The sequence below is a fragment of the Bradyrhizobium sp. AUGA SZCCT0431 genome, from assembly GCF_018131065.1.
Lineage (GTDB): Bacteria > Pseudomonadota > Alphaproteobacteria > Rhizobiales > Xanthobacteraceae > Bradyrhizobium.
In genome coordinates, this window is the sequence record NZ_JAFCLR010000003.1 from 196,444 (window position 1) to 219,917 (window position 23,474).

Consider the following 23,474-nt stretch of genomic DNA (forward strand, 5'->3'; position numbering starts at 1 on the left):
CAACCACTCGGCAGCAATCACTCGGCCGCTTGCTTGGATTCGTTGAGGTAAGCCTGATAGGCGAGCTTGAGGCCGTCCTCGAGCGTGGTGCTGGCGCGCCAGCCAAGCTTGGCGAGCCGGCCGCTGTCGAGCAGTTTGCGCGGCGTCCCGTCCGGCCGCGAAGTATCGTAGCTGATCTCGCCGGTATAGCCGACGGTTGCGGCAACGAGCCGGGCGAATTCGGCGATGGTGATGTCCTCGCCGAGGCCGATGTTGACGAGCTCGCCGCTGGAATAGGTTTTCATCAAATGGATGCAGGCGTCGGCAAGATCATCGACATAGAGGAATTCCCGCCGCGGCGTGCCGGTGCCCCAGACCACGATGTTCCTGGCACCCGAAACCTTCGCCTCGTGGAAGCGCCGGATCAAGGCAGCGACGACGTGGCTGTATTCGGGATGGTAATTGTCGCCGCGGCCGTACAAATTGGTCGGCATCACGTTGATGAAGTCGGAGCCATACTGGCTGCGATAGGCCTCGACCATCTTGATCCCCGCGATCTTGGCAATCGCGTAGGGTTCGTTGGTCGGCTCCAGCAGTCCCGTCAGCATGGAATCCTCGTGCAACGGCTGCGGGGCCAGCTTGGGATAGATGCAGGAGGAGCCGAGGAACATCAGTTTCTCGGTCGCGTTGACATGGGCCGCGTGAATGACGTTGGTCGCGATCACCAGATTGTCGTAGAGGAATTCGGCCCGCAGCGTGTTGTTGGCGACGATGCCGCCAACCTTTGCCGCCGCCAGGAACACTGCTTGCGGGCGCTTGGCGGCGAACCATTTGTTGACCGCGGCCTGGTCGCGCAGATCGACTTCGGCGCGCGCGATCGTCAGCAGTTCGACGTCTTCCTGTGCGAGCCGGCGCACCAGCGCCGCCCCGACCATTCCGCGATGCCCGGCGACGAAGACCGTCTTGCCCTTCAGCTCAAACGGAACTCTTGCCATTGGCAACCTCTCGTCTTGCGGTCGCAAGATCGCCTGCGACCATTTCCTTGACCAACTGGGCGAACGGCGTCTTCGGCTTCCAGCCGAGTTTCTCCCGCGCCTTACTGGCATCGCCGATCAGGAGATCGACTTCGGTCGGCCGGAAATACATGGGATCGATGCGCACGACGATCTTGCCGGACTTCTTGTCGATGCCTTGCTCATCGACCCCCGCGCCGCGCCATTCAATGGTGCGGCCCACTTCCGCGAACGCCAGCTCGACGAATTCGCGCACCGAGCGGGTCTCTCCGGTCGCAAGCACGAAATCGTCGGGTTCATCGATCTGCAAGATCCGGTGCATGCCTTCGACGTAATCGCGCGCATGACCCCAGTCACGCTTGGCCTCGAGATTTCCGAGATGCACCACTTCCTCAAGGCCGGCCTCGATCCGGGCCACGCTGCGCGTGATCTTGCGCGTTACGAATGTTTCGCCACGGATCGGGCTTTCATGATTGAACAGGATGCCGTTGCAAGCGAACATGCCATAGGCCTCGCGGTAGTTCACCGTGATCCAGTAACCATAGAGCTTGGCGACGGCGTAGGGCGAGCGCGGATAGAACGGCGTGGTTTCCTTCTGCGGCACTTGCTGAACCAGGCCGTAGAGCTCCGAAGTCGACGCCTGGTAGAACCGCGTTTCCTTTTCCATGCCGAGGATCCGGATCGCCTCGAGCAGGCGCAGAACGCCGATGCCGTCGGCATTGGCGGTATATTCCGGGCTCTCGAAGCTGACGGCGACATGGCTTTGCGCGGCGAGGTTATAGATCTCCGTCGGCCTGATCTGCTGCATCAGCCGGATCAGGTTGGTGGAGTCGGTCATGTCCCCATAATGCATCAGGAACGGCACGTTGCCGGCGTGCGGATCCTGATAGAGATGGTCGACCCGCGCCGTATTGAACGAGGACGAGCGGCGCTTGATGCCATGCACGGTGTAACCGAGACCAAGTAGGTACTCGGCCAGATAGGCACCGTCCTGGCCGGTGACGCCCGTAATCAGCGCGACGCGCGGCTTCGAATCTTGATCCGCCATTTTCTCTCCAACACCCCGGCGCCGCCTCAAGGCAGCGCGAACGCCAGTAAGTTCCCCGGCCGCCGGACACCCCAACCCTTCCGGGTACGTCCGCAGGGCCGGCAAAGCCCCTCGCAGCCCCAATTCGCCCAGCCGAACCGGACGCGCAAGGGGCTTCAACCACGCGGCGCAGGCCATAGCATCCGGCCCCGGCGGAGTCTAATCCTAAAACCGTTTGAAATCAGACCTTTAGTGCCCAATGCGGGCTAGCCACCGGCAAACCTATTCCAGTTAAGAACACGACCCGCGGTGCGCGGATTTCCGGCGTCACTCGCCATAGCGGCGCAACCGATCGAGATCGATGATGGTCACGCCGCCATATTCCAGCCGGAGCAGGCCTTCCTTCTCCAGCCGCTTCAGGCACTGGTTGGCATTCTGCCGGGAGATGCCCGACAGCGCCCCGATTTCCTCCTGCGTGATCTCGAGATGCGGCGTGAGGTCGGGATACAGAATCGGATTGAACAAGGAGGCGATCGAACGCGCCAGGCGCGCGGTCGCATCCAGCGTGCGGCCGTATTCGAGCAGCCCGATGAACTGCCCCAGACGCTCGTTGAGTTGCCGGACCAGGAAGCGATTGAATCCGACGCTGTTCTCGAACAGCCAGATGAAGGTCGTGCGGTTCATCATCGCCAGACGCGTGTCGCGCAACGCCACCACGTCGTAGCGCCGGGGCTCGTTCTTGAGCACGGAGCCTTCGCCAAACCAGGCGCCTGCGGTCAGGCCGGCAAAGCTGGCGGCCTTGCCGCCGCGGGATACGATCCCCATCCGGGCGAGACCCGTGACAACGCCGGTCCAGTATTCGAAGGGGTCGCCGCGCATGAAGATGAATTCATTGGCGCGGTAGGATTTTTCGACGATGCCGGCGCGCGCGATCTCGACCTCGCGATCGTTCAGCTCGCGTGACCAGGACGCCATGCGTTTCAGGGAATCCGGAGCAATCATGATCTCATCGACTCATCGCCTGCGACCTCTGCCTTCATCATATTGCACCGCAACAACATCCCCGAGCACCCGTCCCGCACGATCGGTGGAGGACCGCGAGCAGTTACGCCGTCGAAATTTGCTGACCCAATTGTCAGGCACAAGACATTTCAACGTAACGCTTTCCACTATTGAGAGCCACCTCGCACCAGCCGACTTACGGTCCAACCGAACAAGCGGATGGCGCGCGGGAAACGGCGGAGATTGCGGGTGCGGCGTTACCGCGCATGTGATCCCGCCGAGCAGGACGACGAAGGCATCGCGCGGCGCGCGGCACCATTAGCCGGATGGCTTGGCGGTACCTGCCGATGTAGGATCGCGACGACCATTGCGAACGATAGATAAAGAGCGCTGCCTAAGCGCCGTATCTGGAGGGAATGAGTGGCTTACACGTTGGAAGTGCGCGGGGTGTCGTTGCGCTTTGGTGGCGTCCGTGCGCTGACCGAAGTCAGCTTCGGCGTGAACGATGGCGAATTGTTTTCGATCATCGGCCCGAACGGCGCCGGCAAGACCTCTATCGTCAATTGCATTTCGGGTCGCTACAAGCCGACCGAAGGCCAGCTGTTCTATCGCGGCCAGAACATCACGGGTCTAAATCCCAACGCGCGGCCCCGGCTCGGCATCGGCCGCACCTTCCAGAACCTGGCGCTGTTCCACCATATGAGCGTGCTCGACAACATCATGGTCGGGCGGCACCATTTGCTGAAGAACAACTTCATCACTGGATCGCTGTACTGGCTGACCGGCGCGCGGCGCGAGGAACTCGAGCACCGCCGCAAGGTCGAGGAGATCATCGACTTCCTCGATCTGCAGTCGGTGCGCAAGGCCACCGCCGGCACCCTGCCCTACGGCTTGCGCAAGCGCGTCGAACTGGCGCGCGCCATGGCGCTGGAGCCGCAACTGATCCTGCTCGACGAGCCGATGGCAGGCATGAACTTCGAAGAGAAGGAAGACATGGCGCGCTACATCGTCGATCTCAACGAAGAGTTCGGCATGACCGTGATGATGATCGAACATGACATGGGCGTAGTGATGGATATCTCCCACCGCGTCATGGTGCTGGATTTCGGCCGCAAGATCGCCGAAGGCGACCCGGCCGCGGTGCTGGCCGACCCCCATGTCAAACGCGCTTACCTCGGTGAAGAGGACGAAGCCCTGGTCGATCCGGACGATGCGCCGGCGGAGAGTGCGGCATGATGGATTACGCCGGACGCGCCGCAAGGGCCGACACCTATCCGAAGCTGCTCCGCCTCAACGCGAAGGAGCACGGGGGCGAGATCGCGCTACGCGAAAAGGATCACGGACTGTGGCGCGTCTTCACCTGGAGCGACTACCAGACCCGCGTGCATGATTTCGCGCTCGGCATGGTCGAACTCGGGCTCGGACGCGGCGACGTCATCGGCATCATCGGCGACAACCGGCCGGACTGGATGGCGGCCGAGATCGCCACGCACGCCATCGGCGGCATGAGCCTTGGCCTCTATCGCGACGTGCTGGATGAGGAAGCCGCCTACCTCTTGAACTATGGCGAAGCCAAACTGGTGTTCGCCGAGGACGAAGAACAGGTCGACAAGCTGCTGGCGCTTGCTGAGCGCGTGCCCAACCTCAAGCACATCATTTATTCCGATCCGCGCGGCATGCGGAAATACGACGATCCGCGCCTGATGGAAGCCGACAAGCTGGTGGCGATGGGGCGCGACCGCGCCGCGCGCGAGAGCGGTCTCTACGACCGCCTGGTCGACGAGACCAAGGGCGAGGATGTCGCCATCCTCTGCACCACGTCGGGCACCACGGCCAATCCCAAGCTCGCGATGCTGGCCGCCGGGCGGGTGCTCCGGCATTGCGCGACGTATCTCAGCTTCGATCCGAAGGGACCGGATGACGAATACGTCTCGGTGCTGCCGCTGCCCTGGATCATGGAACAGGTCTACGCCCTCGGCAAAGGGCTGCTCTGCCGGATGAAGGTCAACTTCGTCGAAGAGCCCGAGACCATGATGCACGATTTTCGCGAGATCGCGCCGACCTTCGTGCTGTTCGCGCCGCGGGTCTGGGAATCGATCGCGGCCGATGTGCGTGCCGGCGTGATGGACTCCTCGCCGCTCAAGCAAAAGCTCTATGACCTCGGCATGAAAACGGGCCTGGCAGCGCTGGCCGAAGGCAAGCAGTCACTGCTCGCCGACCAACTGCTGTTCCGCGCCTTGCGCGACCGCCTCGGTTTCACGCGGCTGCGCTCGGCCGCCACCGGCGGCGCGGCGCTCGGGCCGGATACGTTCAAATTCTTCCAGGCCATGGGCGTGCCGCTGCGCACGCTCTACGGCCAGACCGAATTACTCGGGGCCTACACGCTGCATCCGGCCGGCAAGGTCGATCCGGACACGACGGGCGTGCCGATGGCATCCGACATCGAGATTCGCGTCGACAACCCCGACATCAACGGCGTCGGCGAAATCGTGGTGCGTCACCCCAACATGTACCTCGGCTACTACAAGAACCCGGAAGCCTCCGCCGCCGACATGAAGGATGGCTGGATGCATTCCGGCGACGCCGGCTATTTCAACGACAACCAGCAGCTCGTCGTGATCGACCGTATCAAGGATCTCGCCGAGACCTCGCGCGGCGAACGCTTCTCGCCGCAATACCTGGAGAACAAGCTGAAGTTCTCGCCCTACATCGCCGAGACCGTCGTGCTCGGCGCCGGCCGCGACGCACTGGCCGCGATGATCTGCATCCGCTACTCGATCATCTCGAAATGGGCGGAGAAGAACCGCATCTCGTTCACGACCTACACCGACCTCTCCTCGCGCCCCGAAGTGTATGAACTGGTGCGCAAGGAGGTCGAATCCGTCAACGCCACGCTGCCGCCGGCGCAGCGCATCTCCCGCTTCCTGCTGCTCTACAAGGAGCTCGACGCCGACGATGGCGAGCTCACCCGCACCCGAAAAGTTCGCCGCAGCGTCATCAACGAGAAATATGCCGGGATCATCGACGCGATCTATGGCGGCAAGCGGGACATTCCCGTCGACACCGTGATCCGCTTCCAGGACGGCACCACCCAGCGCATCCGCACCACGCTGCGGGTGGTCGATCTCGGCACCAACGCGCCACTCGCGGAGGCCGCGGAATGAGGCGTCAGCAACAACATCGCGCAGTGCCTGTTGATGTGCCCTCTCCCCTTGTGGGAGAGGGCTACCCCGCCGCTCAAAACACACTCATTAGGGTGAGGGGTCTCTCTCCACACATGCGTATGCGGAGACAACCCCTCACCCGCCTTCGCTTCGCCGTAGCCGATGCCAGGCATCGGCGTTCTATCTTAGTACGGCGGCCGGAGGCCGCCTATGCCTCTCCCACAAGGGGAGAGGGGAAGAAGCGCGCGCCTCTCACGAGTCAATTCGCATGAACACCCAGTTACTGATCCAGCTCCTGGTCAACGGCCTCGTGGTCGGCACGCTCTATGGCGTGGTCGCGATGTCGTTCGTGCTGATCTACAAAGCCACCCAGGTGGTGAATTTCGCGCAAGGCGAATTGCTGTTGATCGGCGCCTGGGTGTGCTGGTGGCTGCTGACGAAATATCAGGTGCCGTTCTATCTGGGCATGCCGATCACGCTGGTGTTCATGTTCCTATTCGGCATCGCCATCCAGGTGGTGATCCTGCGCCCGATGGTCGGTGAACCCATCATCTCGGTGATCATGGTGACCATTGCGCTCTCCACCGTGTTCTCCGCGCTGATGAAATGGATGTTCGGCGTCAATCTGCAGCCGTTTCCGCGCGTCTTCACCACCCAGAACGTCAACATCCTCGGACTGCAGGTGCAGACCGTCTATTTGATGAGCCTAGCGGTTTCGCTGGCGATGATGGTGGGCATGGCGTGGTTCTTCCGCCTGTCCAAATACGGCCTCGCGATGCGCGCCACGGCGTTCAACCAGCAGGTGGCGCAGTCACTCGGCATCTCGGTCAAGAGCGTGTTCGCGATGGCCTGGGCGATCTCGGCGACGGTTTCAGCGGTGGCCGGCGTCGTGGTGGCGGTAGTCAACGGCGTCTCGGCAGGACTTTCGGCCTATGGCGTCAAGGTATTCCCGGCTGCGATCCTCGGCGGCCTCGACAGCGTCGGCGGCGCCGTGCTCGGCGGCATCATCATCGGCCTTTTGGAGAACTTCGCGCACTTCCTCGACAGCGAGTATCTGCACTGGGGCAATCTGTACGAAATCGCGCCGTTCTATGCGCTGATCATCATCCTGATGATCAAGCCCTATGGCCTGTTCGGCACCAAAGACATCGAGCGGGTGTAATCCATCATGGCAACCCAGACCCTGATCCCCGCCGGCGATTTCCGCACCAGCTATGCGGCGGATACCACCGTGTTTCCGACCAGGACCAGCCGCAACGCGATGATCGTCGGCATCATCCTGGTCTGCTTTGCGCCGCATGTCCTCAACGAATACACTCTCAGCCTGCTGATCCAGATCGGCATCTTCGGCATCGCAGCCCTCGGCCTCAACATCGTGGTCGGGTTCACCGGCCAGATCTCGATCGGCCACGCCGCCTTCTTCGGGTTCGGCGCTTTCACCTCCGCCTATCTGTCGAACCGGTTCGGCATCCCCGTGTTCTTCTGTATTCCGCTCGCGGGCGTGGTTACGGCAGCGGTCGGCCTGATCTTCGGGCTGCCCGCGGCGCGCCTGAAGGGACTCTATCTCGCGATCGCGACGCTGGCCGCGCAATACATCCTGCTCGATTTCTTCGCACGCGCCGAATGGTTCACCGGCGGCAGCGTGCCTGCGAGCGCGGAACCGTTCTCGATCTTCGGCTACTCGCTGCGCGGCGATAAGAAATATTTCTACGTCGTGCTCGCTTACGTCATCGTCTGCTATCTCCTGGTGACCAATTTGATCCGTTCGCGCGACGGCCGCGCGCTGGTCGCGGTGCGCGACCACTATCTGTCCGCCGAGATCATGGGCATCAACCTCACCAAATACCGCACGCTGTCGTTCGGCCTCGCCGCCTTCTTTGCCGGCGTCGGCGGCGCGCTCTATGCGCACTACAACCAGGTGGTCTCCAACGAAGGTTTTGGCATCGACCGCTCGATCATTTTTCTCGCGATGATCATCATCGGCGGCATCGGCTCGGTCATGGGCACGCTGATGGGCACGGCCTTCATGGTGCTGCTGCCCGAGTCGATGGAATGGCTCAGCGTCGCGCTGCGCGACAGCCCGATCGACCAATTCCTGGGATTGAAGAACAACATCGCTTTCCTGCGCGAGATGGCCATCGGCATCATCATCATCGTCTTTCTGGTCTTCGAACCGGACGGACTCGCGCACCGCTGGCGTCGCATCAAGGCTTACTGGAAACTCTACCCGTTCTCGCATTGAGGTAGGAACGGGACCGATAACAAAAGACCTCAACAAAAGACCGGAGGAAATATAATGACGATGAAGATTTTATTGAGCACTGCCTCGCTTGCGCTCCTGCTCGGCGCTACTTCAGCCAGCGCGCAAGCCCCGATCTCGCTGGGTCATCTTGCCGATTATTCGGGCGCCACGTCCGACGTCGGAACGCCGTTCGGACAGGGCGTCGCCGACACCTATGCCTGGATCAACAAGAACGGCGGCATCAACGGCACCCAGGTCAAGGTCGATACCGTCGACTACGGCTATCAGGTGCCGCGCGCGATCGCCCAGTACAAGAAATGGTCGGGCGCCGACAAGGTTGCGGCCATTCTCGGATGGGGCACCGCCGACACCGAAGCCCTCACCGGCTTCCTCGCCGAAGACAAAATCCCCGACATCTCGGCGTCCTACGCCGCAGCGCTTTCGGACCCCACCGGCGCCGGCGGCAAGGCCAAGCCCGCACCCTACAATTTCTTCTATGGCCCAAGCTATTCGGATGCCGTTCGCGGCATGCTGACCTGGGCGGCCGAGGACTGGAAGGCCAAGGGCAAGCCGGGCAAGCCGAAATTCGTCCATATGGGCGCCAACCATCCCTATCCGAACGCGCCCAAGGCCGCGGGTGAAGCCATCGCGGCTGAACTCGGCTTCGAGCTGCTGCCGCCGATCGTGTTCGCGCTGACGCCGGGCGACTACAGCGCACAGTGCCTGACCCTGAAGAGCTCCGGCGCCAACTACGCTTATCTCGGCAACACCGCAGGCTCGAACATCTCGGTCCTGAACGCCTGCAAGGCAGCCGGCGTCGACGTCCAGTTCCTCGGCAACGTCTGGGGCATGGACGAGAATGCCGCCAAGGCCGCCGGCGCCGCCGCCGACGGCGTCGTGTTTCCGCTTCGCACCGCCGTGGCCTGGGGCGGCAACGCTCCCGGCATGAAAACCGTGACGGACATCTCCAAGATGTCCGACGCGGGCGGAACCGCCTACCGTCCGGTCCACTACATCGCCGGCGTCTGCACCGCGCTCTACATGAAGGAAGCCGTCGAATGGGCTGCCAAGAACGGCGGCGCCACCGGTGAGAACGTCAAGAAGGGCTTCTACCAGAAGAAGGATTGGGTGCCGGCCGGCATGGACGGCGTCTGCAATCCGTCAACCTGGACCGACAAGGACCACCGCGGCACGCTCAAGGTCGATCTCTACCGAATGAAGGTCGCCGGTGCGACCGACGCGCCGCTGAACGATCTCGTCAAGAACGGCGCGATCAAGCTCGACAAGGTGAAGGTCATCGACTTGCCTCGCAAGGCCGAATGGCTGGGCTGGTAATCTAGCGGGTTGCCTCCGGGCAACCTTAACACTCCGCCGTCATCCCCGCGAAAGCGGGGATCCAGTACGCCGCAGCCCATCCGCAAGATCGCAGGCGGCTCTGGAATACTGGATCACCCGCCCCAGTGCGCAATTGCGCACAATGCGGGTGATGACGGCAGCAGGTGATCAGACATGACAGAAGCAACTCAAATTGATCGCGCACCGGCGGCGGCGCCAACCACCGCGCCGCTGCTCGATGTGCGCAACATCGAGGTGGTGTACGACAACGTCATCCTGGTGCTGCGCGGATTGAGCCTCGAAGTGCCGAAGGGCGCGATCGTGGCGCTGCTCGGCGCCAATGGCGCCGGCAAGTCGACGACGCTGAAGGCGATCTCCGGCCTGCTCAAGACCGAGGACGGCGAGGTCACCCGCGGCGAGATCGTGTTCGACGGCGAGCGCATCAACGGCATCGATCCCGACAAGATCGTCCGCCGCGGCATCTTCCAGGTGATGGAGGGCCGCCGCATCATTTCAGACATGACGTCGGTGGAAAACCTCAAGCTCGGCGCCTTTACCCGCACCGACAACGAGGTCGGCGCCGACATCGACATGGTCTTCCGGTATTTCCCGCGCCTCAAGGAGCGCACGGGGCTCGCCGGATACCTCTCCGGCGGCGAACAGCAGATGCTGGCGATCGGCCGCGCGCTGATGGCGCGCCCGAAGATGATCCTGATGGACGAGCCGTCGATGGGGCTGTCACCGCTGCTGGTCAAGGAAGTGTTCGGGATCATCAAGGAGATCAACCGCGACCTCGGCGTCACCATCCTGCTGGTCGAGCAGAACGCACGGGCGGCGCTCTCGGTCGCGAGCCACGGCTACATCATGGAACAGGGCAAGGTGGTGCTCGACGGCTCGGCCGACGAACTGCGCGACAATGAGGATGTGAAGGAGTTTTATCTCGGCGGCGCCGGCGACCAGCGCAAGAGCTTCAAGAACCTGAAGAGTTTTAAGAGACGGAAGCGGTGGCTGTAACAGCCGTCATTCCGGGATGCGCCTCTTGGCGCAGGCCTCAGATGCGCACTTGCGCATCGGGGAATCCATACTCCCGATCGTAGTTATGGATTCCGGGCCGGCGCTTCGCGCGCCCCGGAATGACGAAAGAAAGACTGACTCATGACCGACCATTACGACGCCCTTGAAACGCGTGAGCCGATCCAGCGCGAGGCGGAGTTGTTCTCGCGGCTGCCAGCCGTGCTGCGCCGGGCGATGGCAGCGCCTGCCTATGCCGAGCGCCTCAAGGGCACCGATCCTGCTTCCGTGACAGACCGGGCCGCACTGGCGCGCCTGCCGGTGCTGCGCAAGTCCGAACTCCCTGCCCTGCACAAGGCCGCACCGCCCTTCGGCGGGCTCGTGGCGGGCCTCCCGGGGTCGTTCGGACGGTTGTTCACCTCCCCGGGGCCGATCTTCGAGCCTGAGGCTGTTCATGCCGACCCCTGGCGCGGCGCACGGGCGCTGTTTGCGGCCGGGTTCCGGCCCGGCGACGTCGTGCTCAACACCTTCAGCTACCATCTGACGCCCGGCGGCTTCATTTTTGACGCGTCGGCGCGGGCGCTCGGCTGTGCAGTCATCCCGGCCGGCCCGGGCAACACCGAAGCACAGTTCGAGCTGATCGAGGCCTATCGGCCGGTCGGCTACAGCGGCACACCGGACTTCCTCAAAATCCTGCTCGATGCCGCCGCAAGCGCGGGGCGCGACGTCTCTTCGATCAAGCGCGCGCTGGTTTCCGGCGCGGCCTTTCCGAAATCACTGCAGGACGACGTCAAGGCACGCGGCGTCGATGCCCACCAGGCGTTCGGCACCGCCGACCTCGGCCTGATCGCCTTCGAGACCGAGGCCCATGACGGCATGGTCGTGAACGAGGATCTGATCTTCGAAATCGTGCGGCCCGGCACCGGCGATCCCGTCGCCCCCGGTGACGTCGGCGAGATCGTCGTCACCTCGCTCGATCCGCACCACCCCTGGATCCGGCTCGCGCTGGGCGATCTCACGGCAGTGCTGCCGGGGACAAGCGCCTGCGGACGCACCAACATGCGCATCAAGGGCTGGATGGGCCGCGCCGACCAGACCACCAAGGTCAAGGGCATGTTCGTGCGGCCGGAACAAATCGCCGAGATCGGCAAGCGTCACCCCGAACTCGGGCGGTTGCGCCTCGTCGTGACGCGATCGGGCGAAAGCGACCTAATGACCCTCAAGGCAGAGACAGCAAGTCCGAATGCCGGCCTCAAGGAAGCGGTTGTCACAACACTCCGAAACGTAACAAAACTCGGAGGTATCGTGGATTGGGTCGAGCCCAAGTCATTGCCGAACGACGGAAAGGTGATTGTCGACGAACGCAGCTAACGCGAAGTACGTCAACCGACAACCTTTGCATCCAACACAATTTTGACGAGCATTTGCAAGCAAAGAGGCGGCTCTGGGAACCAGCAATGGAGCCAGTATAAAAACTTGAGAAATACCAACACGCCGATGAAATCCATCTTCCTCGTCAAGGCGGTTCGCCGATCAGGCCCGGGTTCGGACAAATGCGAAAAGTGCTACGCAAAAAGGCCACGCCAAGGGCGTTTACGATCTCGCTACTGGCTGCAACAATCTTGCTGCCGGATTCGGATCGTTTGATTCAGAAAGGTCATTTCGCCATGACCAAAGCTATCGCTTCGGATGAAAAGCCTGGCACTGCCGCCAAAAATACCATGCCGCCCGCACGCGATCCCAAGCTGGCGGCGGAGGAAGAATATCAACTGGCGCGGCGACTGAACACGGTTGAGGCGCTGGAGCTCTTCATCGCAAGGCATCCGGACGATCCGCTGGTAGCGAAAGCGCGAGCCGATTTGCGCCGACTGTCGCGCTAGCGTGAGATGAGACCTGGGCCGTGACGATAGACGATAGACCATTTTGTGCTCGTGCCGCGGACGCAACGCAGCACGAGTGCGGCGAGCCGGGGCTAAGGCTACTTTGCATGGGGTTGTTTTCGCGATTTTATTTCCGAGTCCTGCGGTGCGCCGCCTGTAGCCCGCCGAAGACGCGCGTGAACGCGCTGCGCCGGGCTCGAGGCCGCGTGTGCTAGCAACTGCTATGCATCCCGGCGCGGACACTATCCGCGATGATGGCATGACAAGCCCATGCATTTCGCCGATAGTTTGACCTCGACCAATTGTTGGCTGGAGACTCCTTGATGCCCTCCCCGCGCGCCTCGCAGGCCCTTTCCCGTTTCACCGTCCTCGACCTGACCCGCGTCCGTTCGGGGCCGACCTGCGTGCGGCAGCTCGCCGACTGGGGCGCCAATGTCATCAAGATCGACGCGCTGCTGGAGGACGCGGCCGGCGAACAGCCGGGTGGCCCGCGCCAGGGCTCGGACTTTCAGAATTTGCACCGCAACAAGCGGGCGATGACCCTCAACCTGAAGGATCCGAAGGGCCTCGAGGTGTTCAAGCGCCTTGCCGAGAAGGCGGACGTCGTGGTCGAGAACTTCCGGCCCGACGTCAAGGCCAAGCTCGGCATCGATTACGAGAGCCTGCGCAAGATCAACCCGCGCATCGTCTACGGCAGCATCTCCGGGTTCGGGCAGGATGGCCCCTATCACAAGCGGCCGGGCTTCGATCAGATCGCCCAGGGCATGGGCGGGCTCATGTCGGTTACCGGCGCCCCCGGCGAGGGCCCGATGCGGGTCGGCATTCCCGTGGCCGACCTCACTGCCGGGCTATTCTGTGCCCTTGGCATCCTCACGGCGCTGCTCGAACGCGATGTCTCCGGCGAAGGCCAGTGGGTGCAGACCTCGCTGCTGCAGGCCCAGATATTCATGCTGGATTTCCAGGCCGCACGCTGGCTGATGGAAAAGGACGTGGCCAAGCAGGCCGGCAACAACCATCCGACCAGCATTCCGACCGGCGTCTTCAGGACGTCGGACGGCTATATCAATATCGCCACCACGGGCGGGCGGATCTGGGAGCGCTGCGCGCAGGCGATCGGCGCACCTGAACTCCTCACCAACCCCGACTACGCCACCTCTCCCGCCCGCTCGAAGAACCGCGACGCGCTTAATGCCGCCATTGGGAAGCTCACCGAGAAGAAATCCACCGAGACCTGGGTCAGCGAGCTCAACGCCGCCGGCGTGCCCTGTGGCCCAATCTACTCGATTGATCAGATGTTCGATGACGACCAGGTCAAGCATCTCGGCATCGCGCAGCACGTGCCCAACGACGAAAACAGGCACATCCAACTGGTCGGCCAGCCGATAACTTTGTCGCGGACGCCAAGCAGCATGGCGGCACGTCCGCCGGAGTTCGGTGAACAGACCGAAGAAGTGCTTGCCGAATTCGGTTTCGGCAAGGAAGAGATCGCCGATCTCAGGCAACGCAAGGTGGTCTGAGCGGCATCAGAACGCCTGGAACTCACCACACGAAAAAGCCCCGGAAAACCGGGGCTTTTTTTATTCCTATCGTTCTGTGGCTCAGTACTTGGCGACGACGGGAGCGGCCGTGAACTGGTAGTTGATGCCGACGCGGGCAACATGGTCATGGAACCTGACAGTGGTCTGATTTGCCGTTCCGCCGAAGTAGGTCTTCGAGCCGAAGTCCATATAGAGATATTCGAGCTTCGCCGACCAGTTCCTGGCGAATTTCTTCTCAAGGCCGGCTCCGACTGTCCAACCCACGCGCGTCTCACTCCCGGACACCGTGGTCCCAATGACCGTGAACGGTGCGCCGATGGTGACGTTGCTGTTGCCGTCGAACAGCTGGAAGACTCCGGAAGGCGTCGTCGCCACCTTGACTTCACCAACCGCCAGACCGCCTGTCGCGTACAGCAACAAACTCGGGTCAACGAGGACGCCGCCACGGGCCCTGAAGGTTGCAAACCAAGGCAAGCTCGTGGTGGTGTCGGCGAACAAGGTTGCACCTATGCTCCCGACCCTGATCGATCCGAGTTGATCACGCGATCCTCCGCGTTCCCCCGTGCCCTGGATGTCAGCTTCAAGTCCGACCACCCAAGTCCGGTCCAATTGCCAATTATAACCGATCTGGCCGCCACCGAGACCGCCATCGACATTCTGCCCAAACGTGGTGATCGTAAGCGGTGCACCCGGATCGAACGTGTTACGAGCCCTGCCCCAGCTATAGCCGCCGTTGAGACCAGCATAGAAGCCAGTCCAGTTGTAGCCGGGATCGACGATCACGGGAGCCTTGGTATACGGCCGCGGGGCCAGGTCGGCAGCGAATGCGCTCGTCGTGAGCAGCGAAACAATCGCGGCACCTGCAATCAGAATGCGATTCATCGGGATTCCCTAAAACGTGAAATTGAACTGGAACCAGTATACAGAAACGGGTGCCGTATCCTGTTACCCGGGAGCAACAAGTGGACACAATTGAGTTCCATCGACGGATTAGCCGGCGTCAGGGTGAAGAAACACCAAATCCGTCCTAAACATCTGGCTAGGCAGTACTTTTTGACGTCCGCATCAGCCGGGCGAAACTGCCAAATAGCTTGTCGATCACGGGCCAGAACAGGAGAACGATCGCCAGTGTTGTAATCGAGCCAACAAGGCCGTTCGACCAGAACACCTTCATGTCGCCGCCGGACCCGATCATCGAGAGGCGGAACGCATCCTCGGCGCGGTTGCCGAGCACCAGCGCCAACGTGAACGGCGCGAGCGGTATTCCGATCTTCTTGAACACGTAGCCGACGACGCCGAAGCCAAGCATCAGCCAGATGTCGAACATCGCATTCTGGATGGCATAGGCACCGATCGCGCAGGACACCACGATCATCGGCGCGACCGCTGCGAAAGGCACCCGCAGGATTGAGGCAAAGATCGGCACCGTCGTCAGCACCAGCACAAGACCGACCACGTTGCCGAGATACATCGAGGCAATTAGGCCCCAGACGAAGTCCTTGTGTTCGACGAACAACAAAGGCCCGGGGTTGAGGCCCCACACCATCAAGCCGCCGAGCAGGATTGCCGCAGTGCCGGAGCCGGGAATACCAAGCGCCAGCATCGGCAGCAGCGCTGCGGTGCCCGAGGCATGCGCCGCCGTTTCCGGCGCAAACACACCTTCGATGCGGCCCTTGCCGAAACCGTCCGGGTCCTTGGAAAAACGCTTGGCGAGATTGTAGCCCATGAACGAGGCCGCAATCGCGCCACCCGGCGTAATGCCGAGCCAGCAGCCGATGAACGACGAACGAAACAGCGTCACCCAATATTTCGGCAGGTCCCTCCAGACCGACAACACGACACGCAGACTGATCCCGGCGGCGTGTCCGCGCAACGCGAGGCGCTCTTCCATCGTCAGCAGGATCTCGCTGATGCCGAACAGGCCGATCACCGCGACCAGAAAATTAATGCCGCGCAAGAGGTCAGTCGAACCGAAGGTCATGCGCAACTGGCCGGACACCGTGTCCATTCCAACGCCGGCGAGCAGCAGACCGAGCGACATCGAAATGACAGTCTTGTGCTTGGCCTCGCGGCCAAGCCCCACAAAGGAACAGAAGGTGAGCAGATAGACCGCAAAGAATTCAGGCGGGCCGAACTTCAGCGCAAAGGACGAGATCATCGGCGCCAGAAACGTGATCAACAGCACCGCCACCAGCGAACCGATGAAGGAGGAAGTAAACGCCGCAGTCAGCGCTTCCGCAGCCCTGCCCTGCTGCGCCATCGGATAACCATCGAAGGTGGTCGCGACCGACCAGGCTTCGCCGGGAATGTTGAACAGGATCGACGTGATGGCGCCGCCGAACAGCGCACCCCAATAAATGCAGGACAGCATCACGATGGCCGAGGTCGGATCCATCGTGAAGGTCAACGGCAGCAGGATCGCCACGCCGTTCGGCCCGCCAAGTCCCGGCAACACGCCGACGAAAATGCCGAGCACCAGCCCGACCATCATCAGGACGAGCGTCTTCCATGTCAGCAGGACGGCAAAGCCGTGCATGAGCAGACCGAAGGCTTCCATCAAACTACCTGCGATCTACTATCGGCCGAGGGCCGCTTCGAGCGGGCCCTTTGGCATGATGACGTCAAACGCGATGTCGAAGGTCACGAACATCACAGCGGTGAACACGAAGGCGGTCAGCAGCGATTTCCACAAGGCGATCTTGCCGACCACGCGCATGAAGGTCGAGATCAGCAGGAAGCTCGCGACATAGAGCCCGAGAAATTGCATGGCCAGACAGAACAGCATCGTCGGCACGAACACGGCCATGACGCGGCGAAGCTGGGCCTGCGTGACGAAAGTCTCGGCGGCTTCCTTGCGCGACAGGAAAGCGGTGACGAGCCCATAGAGGCTGGCACCACCGAGGATCACCGACAGATAGAACGGAAAATAACCGGCCTGCGGGCCGGTGGAGTCCCAGGCGGCGCCGGTGCGCCAATTGTCCCATCCGAGCGTCAGCGCCAGCGCCAGAAGGAGCAATGACACCACGACGTCGACGATGCGGACGCTCGTCACGACAGGTGAATTGACCTCCGGCGCGGTCGGATCGTCGACGACGATTTCGATGTCGGTATTGGACATTGGATCGATCTATCCCCGCTAACTGACGTGGCATACGGGATACAGTGCTGGCGTTGCCCGCGTCAATGTAACTTCAGCGAATGCTCTGACTTGACGCGTTTCCTCAACGCGAACCGGCTTCCACAAAGCGCTATCGAACCCGATCAGGAAACGTGCTCGCAAGTGCAGCACGCTCAGGCCTCAGCACACCGCGCTCGGTGATCAATCCAGTTACCAGCCGCGCCGGCGTGACGTCGAAGGCATAATTGGCGACCGGCGATCCCGCAGGCACCACCCGCACCGTTTCGATACGCCCATCGCTGGTGCGGCCGGTCATGGTCGCGACCTCATCGGAAGCGCGCTGTTCGATCGGAATCTGCTTTATTCCGTCGTCGATACTAAAGTCGATGGTCGGCGACGGCAGCGCAACATAGAACGGCACGCCGTTGTCGTGCGCGGCGAGCGCCTTCAAGTAGGTTCCGATCTTGTTGCAGACATCGCCATTGGCGGCCACCCGGTCGGTTCCGACGATGGCCAGATCGACCATCCGGTGTTGCATCAGGTGGCCACCGGTGTTGTCGGCGATCACCGTATGCGCGACACCATGGTGGCCAAGTTCCCACGCCGTGAGGGAAGCGCCTTGATTGCGGGGCCGGGTTTCGTCGACCCAAACATGGACCTTCAGGCCATGATCATGCGCGAGGTAGATCGGAGCCGTCGCGGTACCGAAATCGACCGTCGCCAGCCATCCAGCGTTGCAGTGAGTCAGGATATTGACCGTCTCTCCCGGCTTGGTTGCGGCAATCGCTTCGATCAGCGCCAGACCGTGCTGTCCTATGCCCTGATTGATCGCGACGTCCTCCTCCGCGATTTCAGTGGCACGCTTGTAGGCCGCCGCGACACGTCCTGACGGCGGCAAGGGCCGCAGCATCCCGTGCATTTCATCGAGCGCCCATTTCAGATTGATGGCCGTCGGCCGGGTCGCAATCAGCATCTTGTAGGCAAGGTCAAGCGCGGCGTCGGAGGCGTCGGCGCGCATAGCCAGCGCCATGCCATAAGCGGCGGTTGCGCCGATCAGCGGCGCGCCGCGCACCAGCATGGAACGGATGGCTTCGCCGGCGTCCGCCGCACTCGTCATCCGCGCGATGACGAAATCATGCGGCAGCCGCCGCTGGTCGATCGCCCCGACCGACCATCCATCGGGCTCGAGCCAGATGCTGCGAAAATGCCTGCCATCGACCTTCATGAACGCAACACCCTGCCGGCCACCGCGTCGAGCTTCCTGAGCAATTTGGGATCTCGCGCCTCCGGCGCCGTGATCAGCGCGGTATCGAGGGCCCGATCCGAGCCGATCGGACACGGTTCGTGCTCGCGCGGGAAATCCCTGGCAAGGCGCGCAACCAGGCCCTTGGCCTTTTCGGCATTCGAATTCAGCACGCGAATGATATCCTGAACCGTCACGGCGTCGTGCTGGGGATGCCAGCAATCGAAATCGGTAACCATCGCCACGCTGGCGTAACAGATCTCGGCCTCACGGGCGAGCTTGGCTTCCGGCATGTTGGTCATCCCGATCACCGAATAGCCCTGCGTCTTGTAGGTCAGGCTCTCGGCAAGGCTGGAGAACTGAGGACCCTCCATACAGACATAGGTGCCGCCTTGCACGGCTGCGATGTCCTCGGCCTTGGCGGCTTCCGCCAAACGCACCAATAGGCGCGGCGAGACCGGATGAGCCATCGAGACATGGGCAACGCAGCCTTTGCCGAAGAATGAACTTTCGCGCTTGTGGGTGCGGTCCACGAACTGATCGACGAGCACGAATGTGCCGGGTGGCAGATCCTCCCGGAACGAACCACAGGCCGAGAGCGAAATCAGGTCGGTAACCCCTGCCCGTTTCAGGACGTCGATATTGGCGCGGTAGTTGATGTCCGAAGGCGACAGAACGTGCCCTTTGCCATGCCGGGGCAGAAATACGATCGGCAGCCCGGCGATTACACCATGCCTGACGGGCGCAGAAGCCTCGCCCCAGGGGCTTTCGATTGCCTCGTCGCGGACATTTTCCAACCCCGGCAGATCGTAAATGCCGGATCCGCCGATAATGCCAAGCACGGCATTCGTCATGATTGCTCCCCGAATGTTTCCCGAAGCGACCGCTCCGGCTTGTTCCCAGCACGCTTGGATGTTCGACTATACTGCGACGCAATAATCAACCATTGTTCGCCTACTGCAAAGGCCCTCTGACAGAGGCTTGTGATTTGACGGCGCCACGCCGCAGCGATCAGGAGAAAGTGGATGTCGGCCACCAGCGAGCGGAAAAAGCGCCAGTCCATCATCGACGCCTGCCGCAGCATGAATGCGCTGGGCATTAATCAAGGCACGTCCGGCAATATCAGCCTGCGGCATGACACCGGCCTGCTGATCACGCCGACCAGCGTGCCCTATGAAACGATGCAGCCGGAGCAGATCGTGTTCATGGGTCTGGACGGTTCGTTCGACGCGGCGCAGCGACCGTCGAGCGAGTGGCGGTTTCACCTCGACATTCTCAGGGCACGGCCCGAGGTCAACGCGGTGGTGCACGCGCACCCGCCCTATTCGACGATCCTCGCGATCATGGGTCTGGAAATCCCGCCGATCCATTACATGATCGCAGTCGCCGGCGGCGACACCATCCGCTGCGCGCCCTATGCGACGTTCGGCACGCAGGAGCTGTCGGAACACGCCGTGCGGGCGCTCGAGGACCGCCTGGCCTGCCTGCTGGAGCATCACGGCATGATCGCCGTCGGACCTTCGCTGTCGAAGGCAATGTGGCTTGCGGTGGAGGTCGAAGCGCTGGCGCGGCAATATCACGGCTGCCTTCAGATCGGCACACCGCGGTTGCTGCCCAAAGCAGAGATCAAGAACGTTCTCGGCAGGATCGCTGGATACGGTCCTGCCGGGAAATAACGCGCTACGGCTGGCTTACTTCGCCACGAAACCGGCTTCGTTCATCAGCGAGGCGTTGAGCTTGTCATCCTCCTCGAGAAACTTCACCATGTCCTTGCCGGTTAGGAAGATCGGCTTCAGCGCCTGCTTTTCCATGTATTCCTTGTACTCGGCGGTCTGCGTCACCTTCTGGAACAGGTCGACATAGAACGCCTGTTGATCCGGCGTGACCTTGCCCGGAAGGAACATCGCGCGCAGCATCAGATACTGCACGTCGAGCCCTTCTTCCTTGCATGTCGGGATGTCGTTCCAGGATTGCGTCTCGGTGACCTTGGTCTTGTAGGCGATCCGCTCCTTGTCGAACACGCACAGCGCGCGGACCTGGCCGGCCCGCCAGACCTCGAGATTTTCAGACGGGTTGTTGACGTTGGATTCGGTATGGTTGCCGACCAGTTGCGTCGCGGCCTCGCCACCGGATTTGTAGGGCAGATAGGAGAACTTCGCGCCGGTCCTCTGCTCCATGAACACGGTGAGCACGTGATCCTCGCGCTTGGAGCCGGTGCCGCCCATCTTGAACGGCGAACTCGCAGCCTTGGCGGCGGCAACGAATTCCTTCACGGTTTTCGGTCCGGCGGCATTGTCCCACAGCACGAACTGATCGAGCGCGACCACCGACACCGGCGTGAGATCGCGCCAATTGAAGGGAATCTTCGCCGACAATGGCAGCATGTAGATCAGCGAGTAGGCGATCAGCACCTTGTTGGGGTCGCCGTCGCTGGATTTCATGTACATCAGCGCCTCGGCGCCGGACGCTCCTCCCTTGAGCGAGACCACTATCGGCTGCTTCATCAAATTATTCTTCTGGATCGCCGCCTGCATCATGCGAGCCATCTGGTCGGAAGCGCCGCCGGCACCTGCTGCGACTACGATTTCAACCGGTTTGGTCGGCTCCCAGGCAGCGAACGCCGGCGCGCAGACGATCATGGCCGCCAAGGCAGCCGTGGCTTTCAGAATCTGTCCCACGTTTTTCTTCCCTATGTCTTTGTTTTAATTATAGAAACGCTAGCACACACGGTACCATTGTGCGGATTTAACTGCGCCAGTTCAAGTCGAACCACCCCACACTGTCTATTACTTTCGCATGAGCCAAACGAACCGCGGCGATACGGAACTCCGATCGTGATCAATCAAACCCGAGCCGAGCCTATTTGCCCTTCCAGTTCGGCGTTCGCTTGTTGAGGAAGGCATCCATTCCTTCGCGAAAATCCTCGCTCATATAGGCGCGCAGGATCAGATCCCGGCCCTCCTCGCGCGACAGCGTGCGGCGAATACGGAGCACCGCTTCCTTGGCGGTTTCCATCGTGATCGGCGCATGACCAGCAACGAGCTTGGCGGTTTCATCGGCGCGGCGCTGCAGCGTCGGAACGTCAGGCACCACCTCGTTGAGCAGACCGAGCGACAGCGCCTCCGGGGCCTCGATCAGCCGCGCTGTAAAAATCAGGTCCTTGGTCCGCGCCGGCCCGACCAACGCAACAACCCGGCTGATGTTGGACATCGACAGGCAGTTGCCCAGCGTGCGCGCGATGGGAAAGCCGATGCGCGTCGTTGCGGTGCCGATCCGGATATCGCAGCAGGCGGCAATCCCGGCGCCGCCACCAGTGCAGGCACCAGCAATGGCCGCAATCGTCGGCACCCGGACCTTCTCCAATGTGCCCAGCACGCGATCGATCCGCTCCTCATATTCGAGTGCGTCCTCCGCGGTCTTGAAGGCACGGAACTGCGAAATGTCGGTACCCGATGCGAACGCCTTTTCCCCCGTACCGGTCAGAATCATGGCCTTGATCGAGCGGTCCTGGTTGACGCTCTCGCAGATCGCCGCCATCTGCTCATACATCGCAAAGGTCAGCGCGTTGCGCGCCTGCGGCCGGTTGAACGTCAGCCGGGCGATACCGTCCTCGACGGAATAGAGCAGGTCTTCAGTTGCAGCTACCGGTGCGTTCATCGCAGTTCTTTCTGTTCATTTCGTTGTTGGGTCGAGACCGGTTCAGGCGACGGCGACCTTTGGAATGGAAACCACATCGCGTCCCTTGAGCACTTCCATCGCCGCCAGCACGCCCCCGCCTCGATGCGGCACCTTGGCGAGATCGAGACCCATTTCAACGCCCGACAGCGTGCCCATCAGCATCAGATCGTTGAAGTGGCCGATATGGCCGATCCGGAACACCTTGCCCTTGATCTTGTTGAGGCCGGTGCCGAGCGACATGTCGAAGTTTTCCAGCACCACTTTGCGGAAATTGTCGGCGTCATGGCCTTCCGGCATCACCACGCCCGTCAGCGCCGGCGAGTGTGCGCCCTGTTCCTGGCACTGCGTTTCCAGGCCCCATACCTTGATGGCTGCACGCGTCGCGGCGCTGTGGCGCTTGTGGCGCGCGAAGACGTTTTCCAGTCCCTCTTCTTCGAGCATCTTGACCGCTTCGCGAAGCCCGAACAGCAGATTGGTTGCCGGCGTATAGGGCCAGGTGCCCGCCTTGTTGATCGCGATCACTTCCTGCCAGTCCCAATAGGAACGCATGGCCGGATTGGCCTTCGCGACCGCAAGCGCTTTTTCCGATATGGCGTTGAAGCCGAGACCCGGCGGCAGCATCAGCCCCTTCTGCGATCCCGCGACCGAGACGTCGATGCCCCACGCGTCGTGCTCGTATTCCAGGGAGCCGAGACCGGAAATGGTGTCGACCATCAGCAGCGCCGGATGGTTGACGCGGTCGAGAATGTTGCGGACTTCCTGCGGATGGGTGACGCAAGCGGTCGAGGTCTCGTTGTGGACCACGCATACGGCCTTGATCTTGTGCGCCTTGTCGGCCGACAGCTTCGCCTCGATCTGCTCAAGGTCGGCGCCATGACGCCAGTCACCGGGCAGGAAATCCACTTCGAGCTTGAACTTCTCGGCAATACCGCGCCACAGCACGGCGAACTGCCCGGTCTCGGCCATCAGTACTTTGTCGCCGGGCTGCAGCGTGTTGACGAGGGCGGCCTCCCAGGCGCCGGTGCCCGACGACGGGTAGATGATCACCGGCTGCTTGGTGCGGAACACCCGCTGCATGGCCGCCAGCACCGCGTGGCCGATCTCCGCGAATTCGGGTCCCCGATGATCCATGGTTGGCATGTCCATGGCGCGCAGCACCCGGTCCGGCACGTTGGTCGGTCCCGGAATCTGCAGAAAATGCCGTCCAGAGTGCACAGTCATGGGGCGTCCTTCCCGGTCTTGTC

General features: G+C 62.0%; 21 protein-coding genes. 10 read left to right on the plus strand and 11 right to left on the minus strand.

Annotated features, from left to right (window positions below):
- Positions 1-17: 17 nt before the first annotated feature.
- The 3 genes from JQ567_RS03980 to JQ567_RS03990 all read right to left on the minus strand — a co-directional run bounded on the left by JQ567_RS03980 (position 18) and on the right by JQ567_RS03990 (position 3,021).
- Positions 18-974 carry a GDP-L-fucose synthase gene (locus JQ567_RS03980; RefSeq protein ID WP_283816442.1) on the minus strand — a complete coding sequence of 319 codons (957 nt, stop codon included), beginning with the start codon at positions 972-974 and terminating at the stop codon, positions 18-20.
- Positions 955-2,040, minus strand: coding sequence for a GDP-mannose 4,6-dehydratase (gmd, locus tag JQ567_RS03985; RefSeq protein ID WP_212263972.1), 1,086 nt, complete (start codon positions 2,038-2,040; stop codon positions 955-957). Before gmd ends, JQ567_RS03980 begins: the two co-directional genes overlap by 20 nt.
- Positions 2,041-2,346: 306 nt before the next feature.
- Positions 2,347-3,021, minus strand: a complete 675-nt coding sequence (locus JQ567_RS03990) for a Crp/Fnr family transcriptional regulator (protein ID WP_212437584.1) — start codon at positions 3,019-3,021, stop codon at positions 2,347-2,349.
- A gap of 420 nt (positions 3,022-3,441) precedes the next feature.
- On the opposite strand from JQ567_RS03990, the gene JQ567_RS03995 reads away from it, so the two are divergent.
- From JQ567_RS03995 to JQ567_RS04035, 9 genes are all read left to right on the plus strand, one after another.
- Positions 3,442-4,257: an ABC transporter ATP-binding protein gene (locus tag JQ567_RS03995; RefSeq protein ID WP_212437585.1), complete on the plus strand. Its 816-nt coding sequence runs from the start codon at positions 3,442-3,444 to the stop codon at positions 4,255-4,257.
- On the plus strand, positions 4,254-6,185 hold the full coding sequence (locus JQ567_RS04000) for a long-chain fatty acid--CoA ligase (RefSeq protein ID WP_212437586.1): 1,932 nt from the start codon (positions 4,254-4,256) through the stop codon (positions 6,183-6,185). The genes JQ567_RS03995 and JQ567_RS04000 overlap by 4 nt, the downstream gene beginning before the upstream one ends.
- A gap of 268 nt (positions 6,186-6,453) precedes the next feature.
- On the plus strand, positions 6,454-7,347 hold the full coding sequence (locus JQ567_RS04005; RefSeq protein ID WP_211997460.1) for a branched-chain amino acid ABC transporter permease: 894 nt from the start codon (positions 6,454-6,456) through the stop codon (positions 7,345-7,347).
- A 6-nt stretch (positions 7,348-7,353) separates the two neighbouring features.
- Complete coding sequence (locus JQ567_RS04010) at positions 7,354-8,427, plus strand: branched-chain amino acid ABC transporter permease (protein WP_212437587.1); 1,074 nt, start codon at positions 7,354-7,356, stop codon at positions 8,425-8,427.
- A 54-nt stretch (positions 8,428-8,481) separates the two neighbouring features.
- Positions 8,482-9,762, plus strand: coding sequence for an ABC transporter substrate-binding protein (locus JQ567_RS04015; protein WP_212437588.1), 1,281 nt, complete (start codon positions 8,482-8,484; stop codon positions 9,760-9,762).
- A gap of 174 nt (positions 9,763-9,936) precedes the next feature.
- The gene (locus JQ567_RS04020; RefSeq protein WP_212263966.1) at positions 9,937-10,776 is read left to right on the plus strand and encodes an ABC transporter ATP-binding protein; all 840 of its coding nucleotides are present in this window, start codon (positions 9,937-9,939) and stop codon (positions 10,774-10,776) included.
- Positions 10,777-10,917: 141 nt separating this feature from the next.
- Positions 10,918-12,144, plus strand: coding sequence for a phenylacetate--CoA ligase family protein (locus tag JQ567_RS04025; protein ID WP_212437589.1), 1,227 nt, complete (start codon positions 10,918-10,920; stop codon positions 12,142-12,144).
- A 182-nt stretch (positions 12,145-12,326) separates the two neighbouring features.
- Complete coding sequence (locus JQ567_RS04030) at positions 12,327-12,653, plus strand: hypothetical protein (RefSeq protein WP_212437590.1); 327 nt, start codon at positions 12,327-12,329, stop codon at positions 12,651-12,653.
- A gap of 323 nt (positions 12,654-12,976) precedes the next feature.
- Entirely contained in the window at positions 12,977-14,170 is a 1,194-nt protein-coding gene (locus JQ567_RS04035) for a CaiB/BaiF CoA-transferase family protein (RefSeq protein WP_212437591.1), read from the plus strand.
- An 81-nt stretch (positions 14,171-14,251) separates the two neighbouring features.
- On the opposite strand, the gene JQ567_RS04040 is transcribed toward JQ567_RS04035, so the two are convergent.
- The 5 genes from JQ567_RS04040 to JQ567_RS04060 form a co-directional block, all read right to left on the minus strand.
- Positions 14,252-15,073, minus strand: coding sequence for an outer membrane protein (locus JQ567_RS04040; protein ID WP_212437592.1), 822 nt, complete (start codon positions 15,071-15,073; stop codon positions 14,252-14,254).
- A gap of 157 nt (positions 15,074-15,230) precedes the next feature.
- On the minus strand, positions 15,231-16,748 hold the full coding sequence (locus tag JQ567_RS04045) for a tripartite tricarboxylate transporter permease (RefSeq protein WP_212437593.1): 1,518 nt from the start codon (positions 16,746-16,748) through the stop codon (positions 15,231-15,233).
- Positions 16,749-16,766: 18 nt separating this feature from the next.
- On the minus strand, positions 16,767-17,309 hold the full coding sequence (locus JQ567_RS04050; RefSeq protein ID WP_212437594.1) for a tripartite tricarboxylate transporter TctB family protein: 543 nt from the start codon (positions 17,307-17,309) through the stop codon (positions 16,767-16,769).
- A gap of 130 nt (positions 17,310-17,439) precedes the next feature.
- Complete coding sequence (gene mtnA / locus JQ567_RS04055) at positions 17,440-18,534, minus strand: S-methyl-5-thioribose-1-phosphate isomerase (protein WP_212437595.1); 1,095 nt, start codon at positions 18,532-18,534, stop codon at positions 17,440-17,442.
- On the minus strand, positions 18,531-19,406 hold the full coding sequence (locus tag JQ567_RS04060) for an S-methyl-5'-thioadenosine phosphorylase (RefSeq protein ID WP_212437596.1): 876 nt from the start codon (positions 19,404-19,406) through the stop codon (positions 18,531-18,533). Before JQ567_RS04060 ends, mtnA begins: the two co-directional genes overlap by 4 nt.
- Before the next feature lie 171 nt (positions 19,407-19,577).
- Here JQ567_RS04060 and JQ567_RS04065 point away from each other — a divergent pair, with 171 nt between their 5' ends.
- Entirely contained in the window at positions 19,578-20,228 is a 651-nt protein-coding gene (locus JQ567_RS04065; RefSeq protein ID WP_212437597.1) for a class II aldolase/adducin family protein, read from the plus strand.
- A gap of 15 nt (positions 20,229-20,243) precedes the next feature.
- Here JQ567_RS04065 and JQ567_RS04070 read toward each other — a convergent pair whose 3' ends face one another.
- The 3 genes from JQ567_RS04070 to JQ567_RS04080 form a co-directional block, all read right to left on the minus strand.
- Positions 20,244-21,191 (minus strand): tripartite tricarboxylate transporter substrate binding protein, encoded by a 948-nt coding sequence (locus tag JQ567_RS04070; protein ID WP_212437670.1) that lies wholly within the window; start codon positions 21,189-21,191, stop codon positions 20,244-20,246.
- A gap of 220 nt (positions 21,192-21,411) precedes the next feature.
- Positions 21,412-22,209, minus strand: a complete 798-nt coding sequence (locus JQ567_RS04075; RefSeq protein ID WP_211997449.1) for an enoyl-CoA hydratase/isomerase family protein — start codon at positions 22,207-22,209, stop codon at positions 21,412-21,414.
- A gap of 42 nt (positions 22,210-22,251) precedes the next feature.
- Complete coding sequence (locus tag JQ567_RS04080; RefSeq protein WP_212437598.1) at positions 22,252-23,451, minus strand: alanine--glyoxylate aminotransferase family protein; 1,200 nt, start codon at positions 23,449-23,451, stop codon at positions 22,252-22,254.
- Positions 23,452-23,474 lie beyond the last annotated feature (23 nt).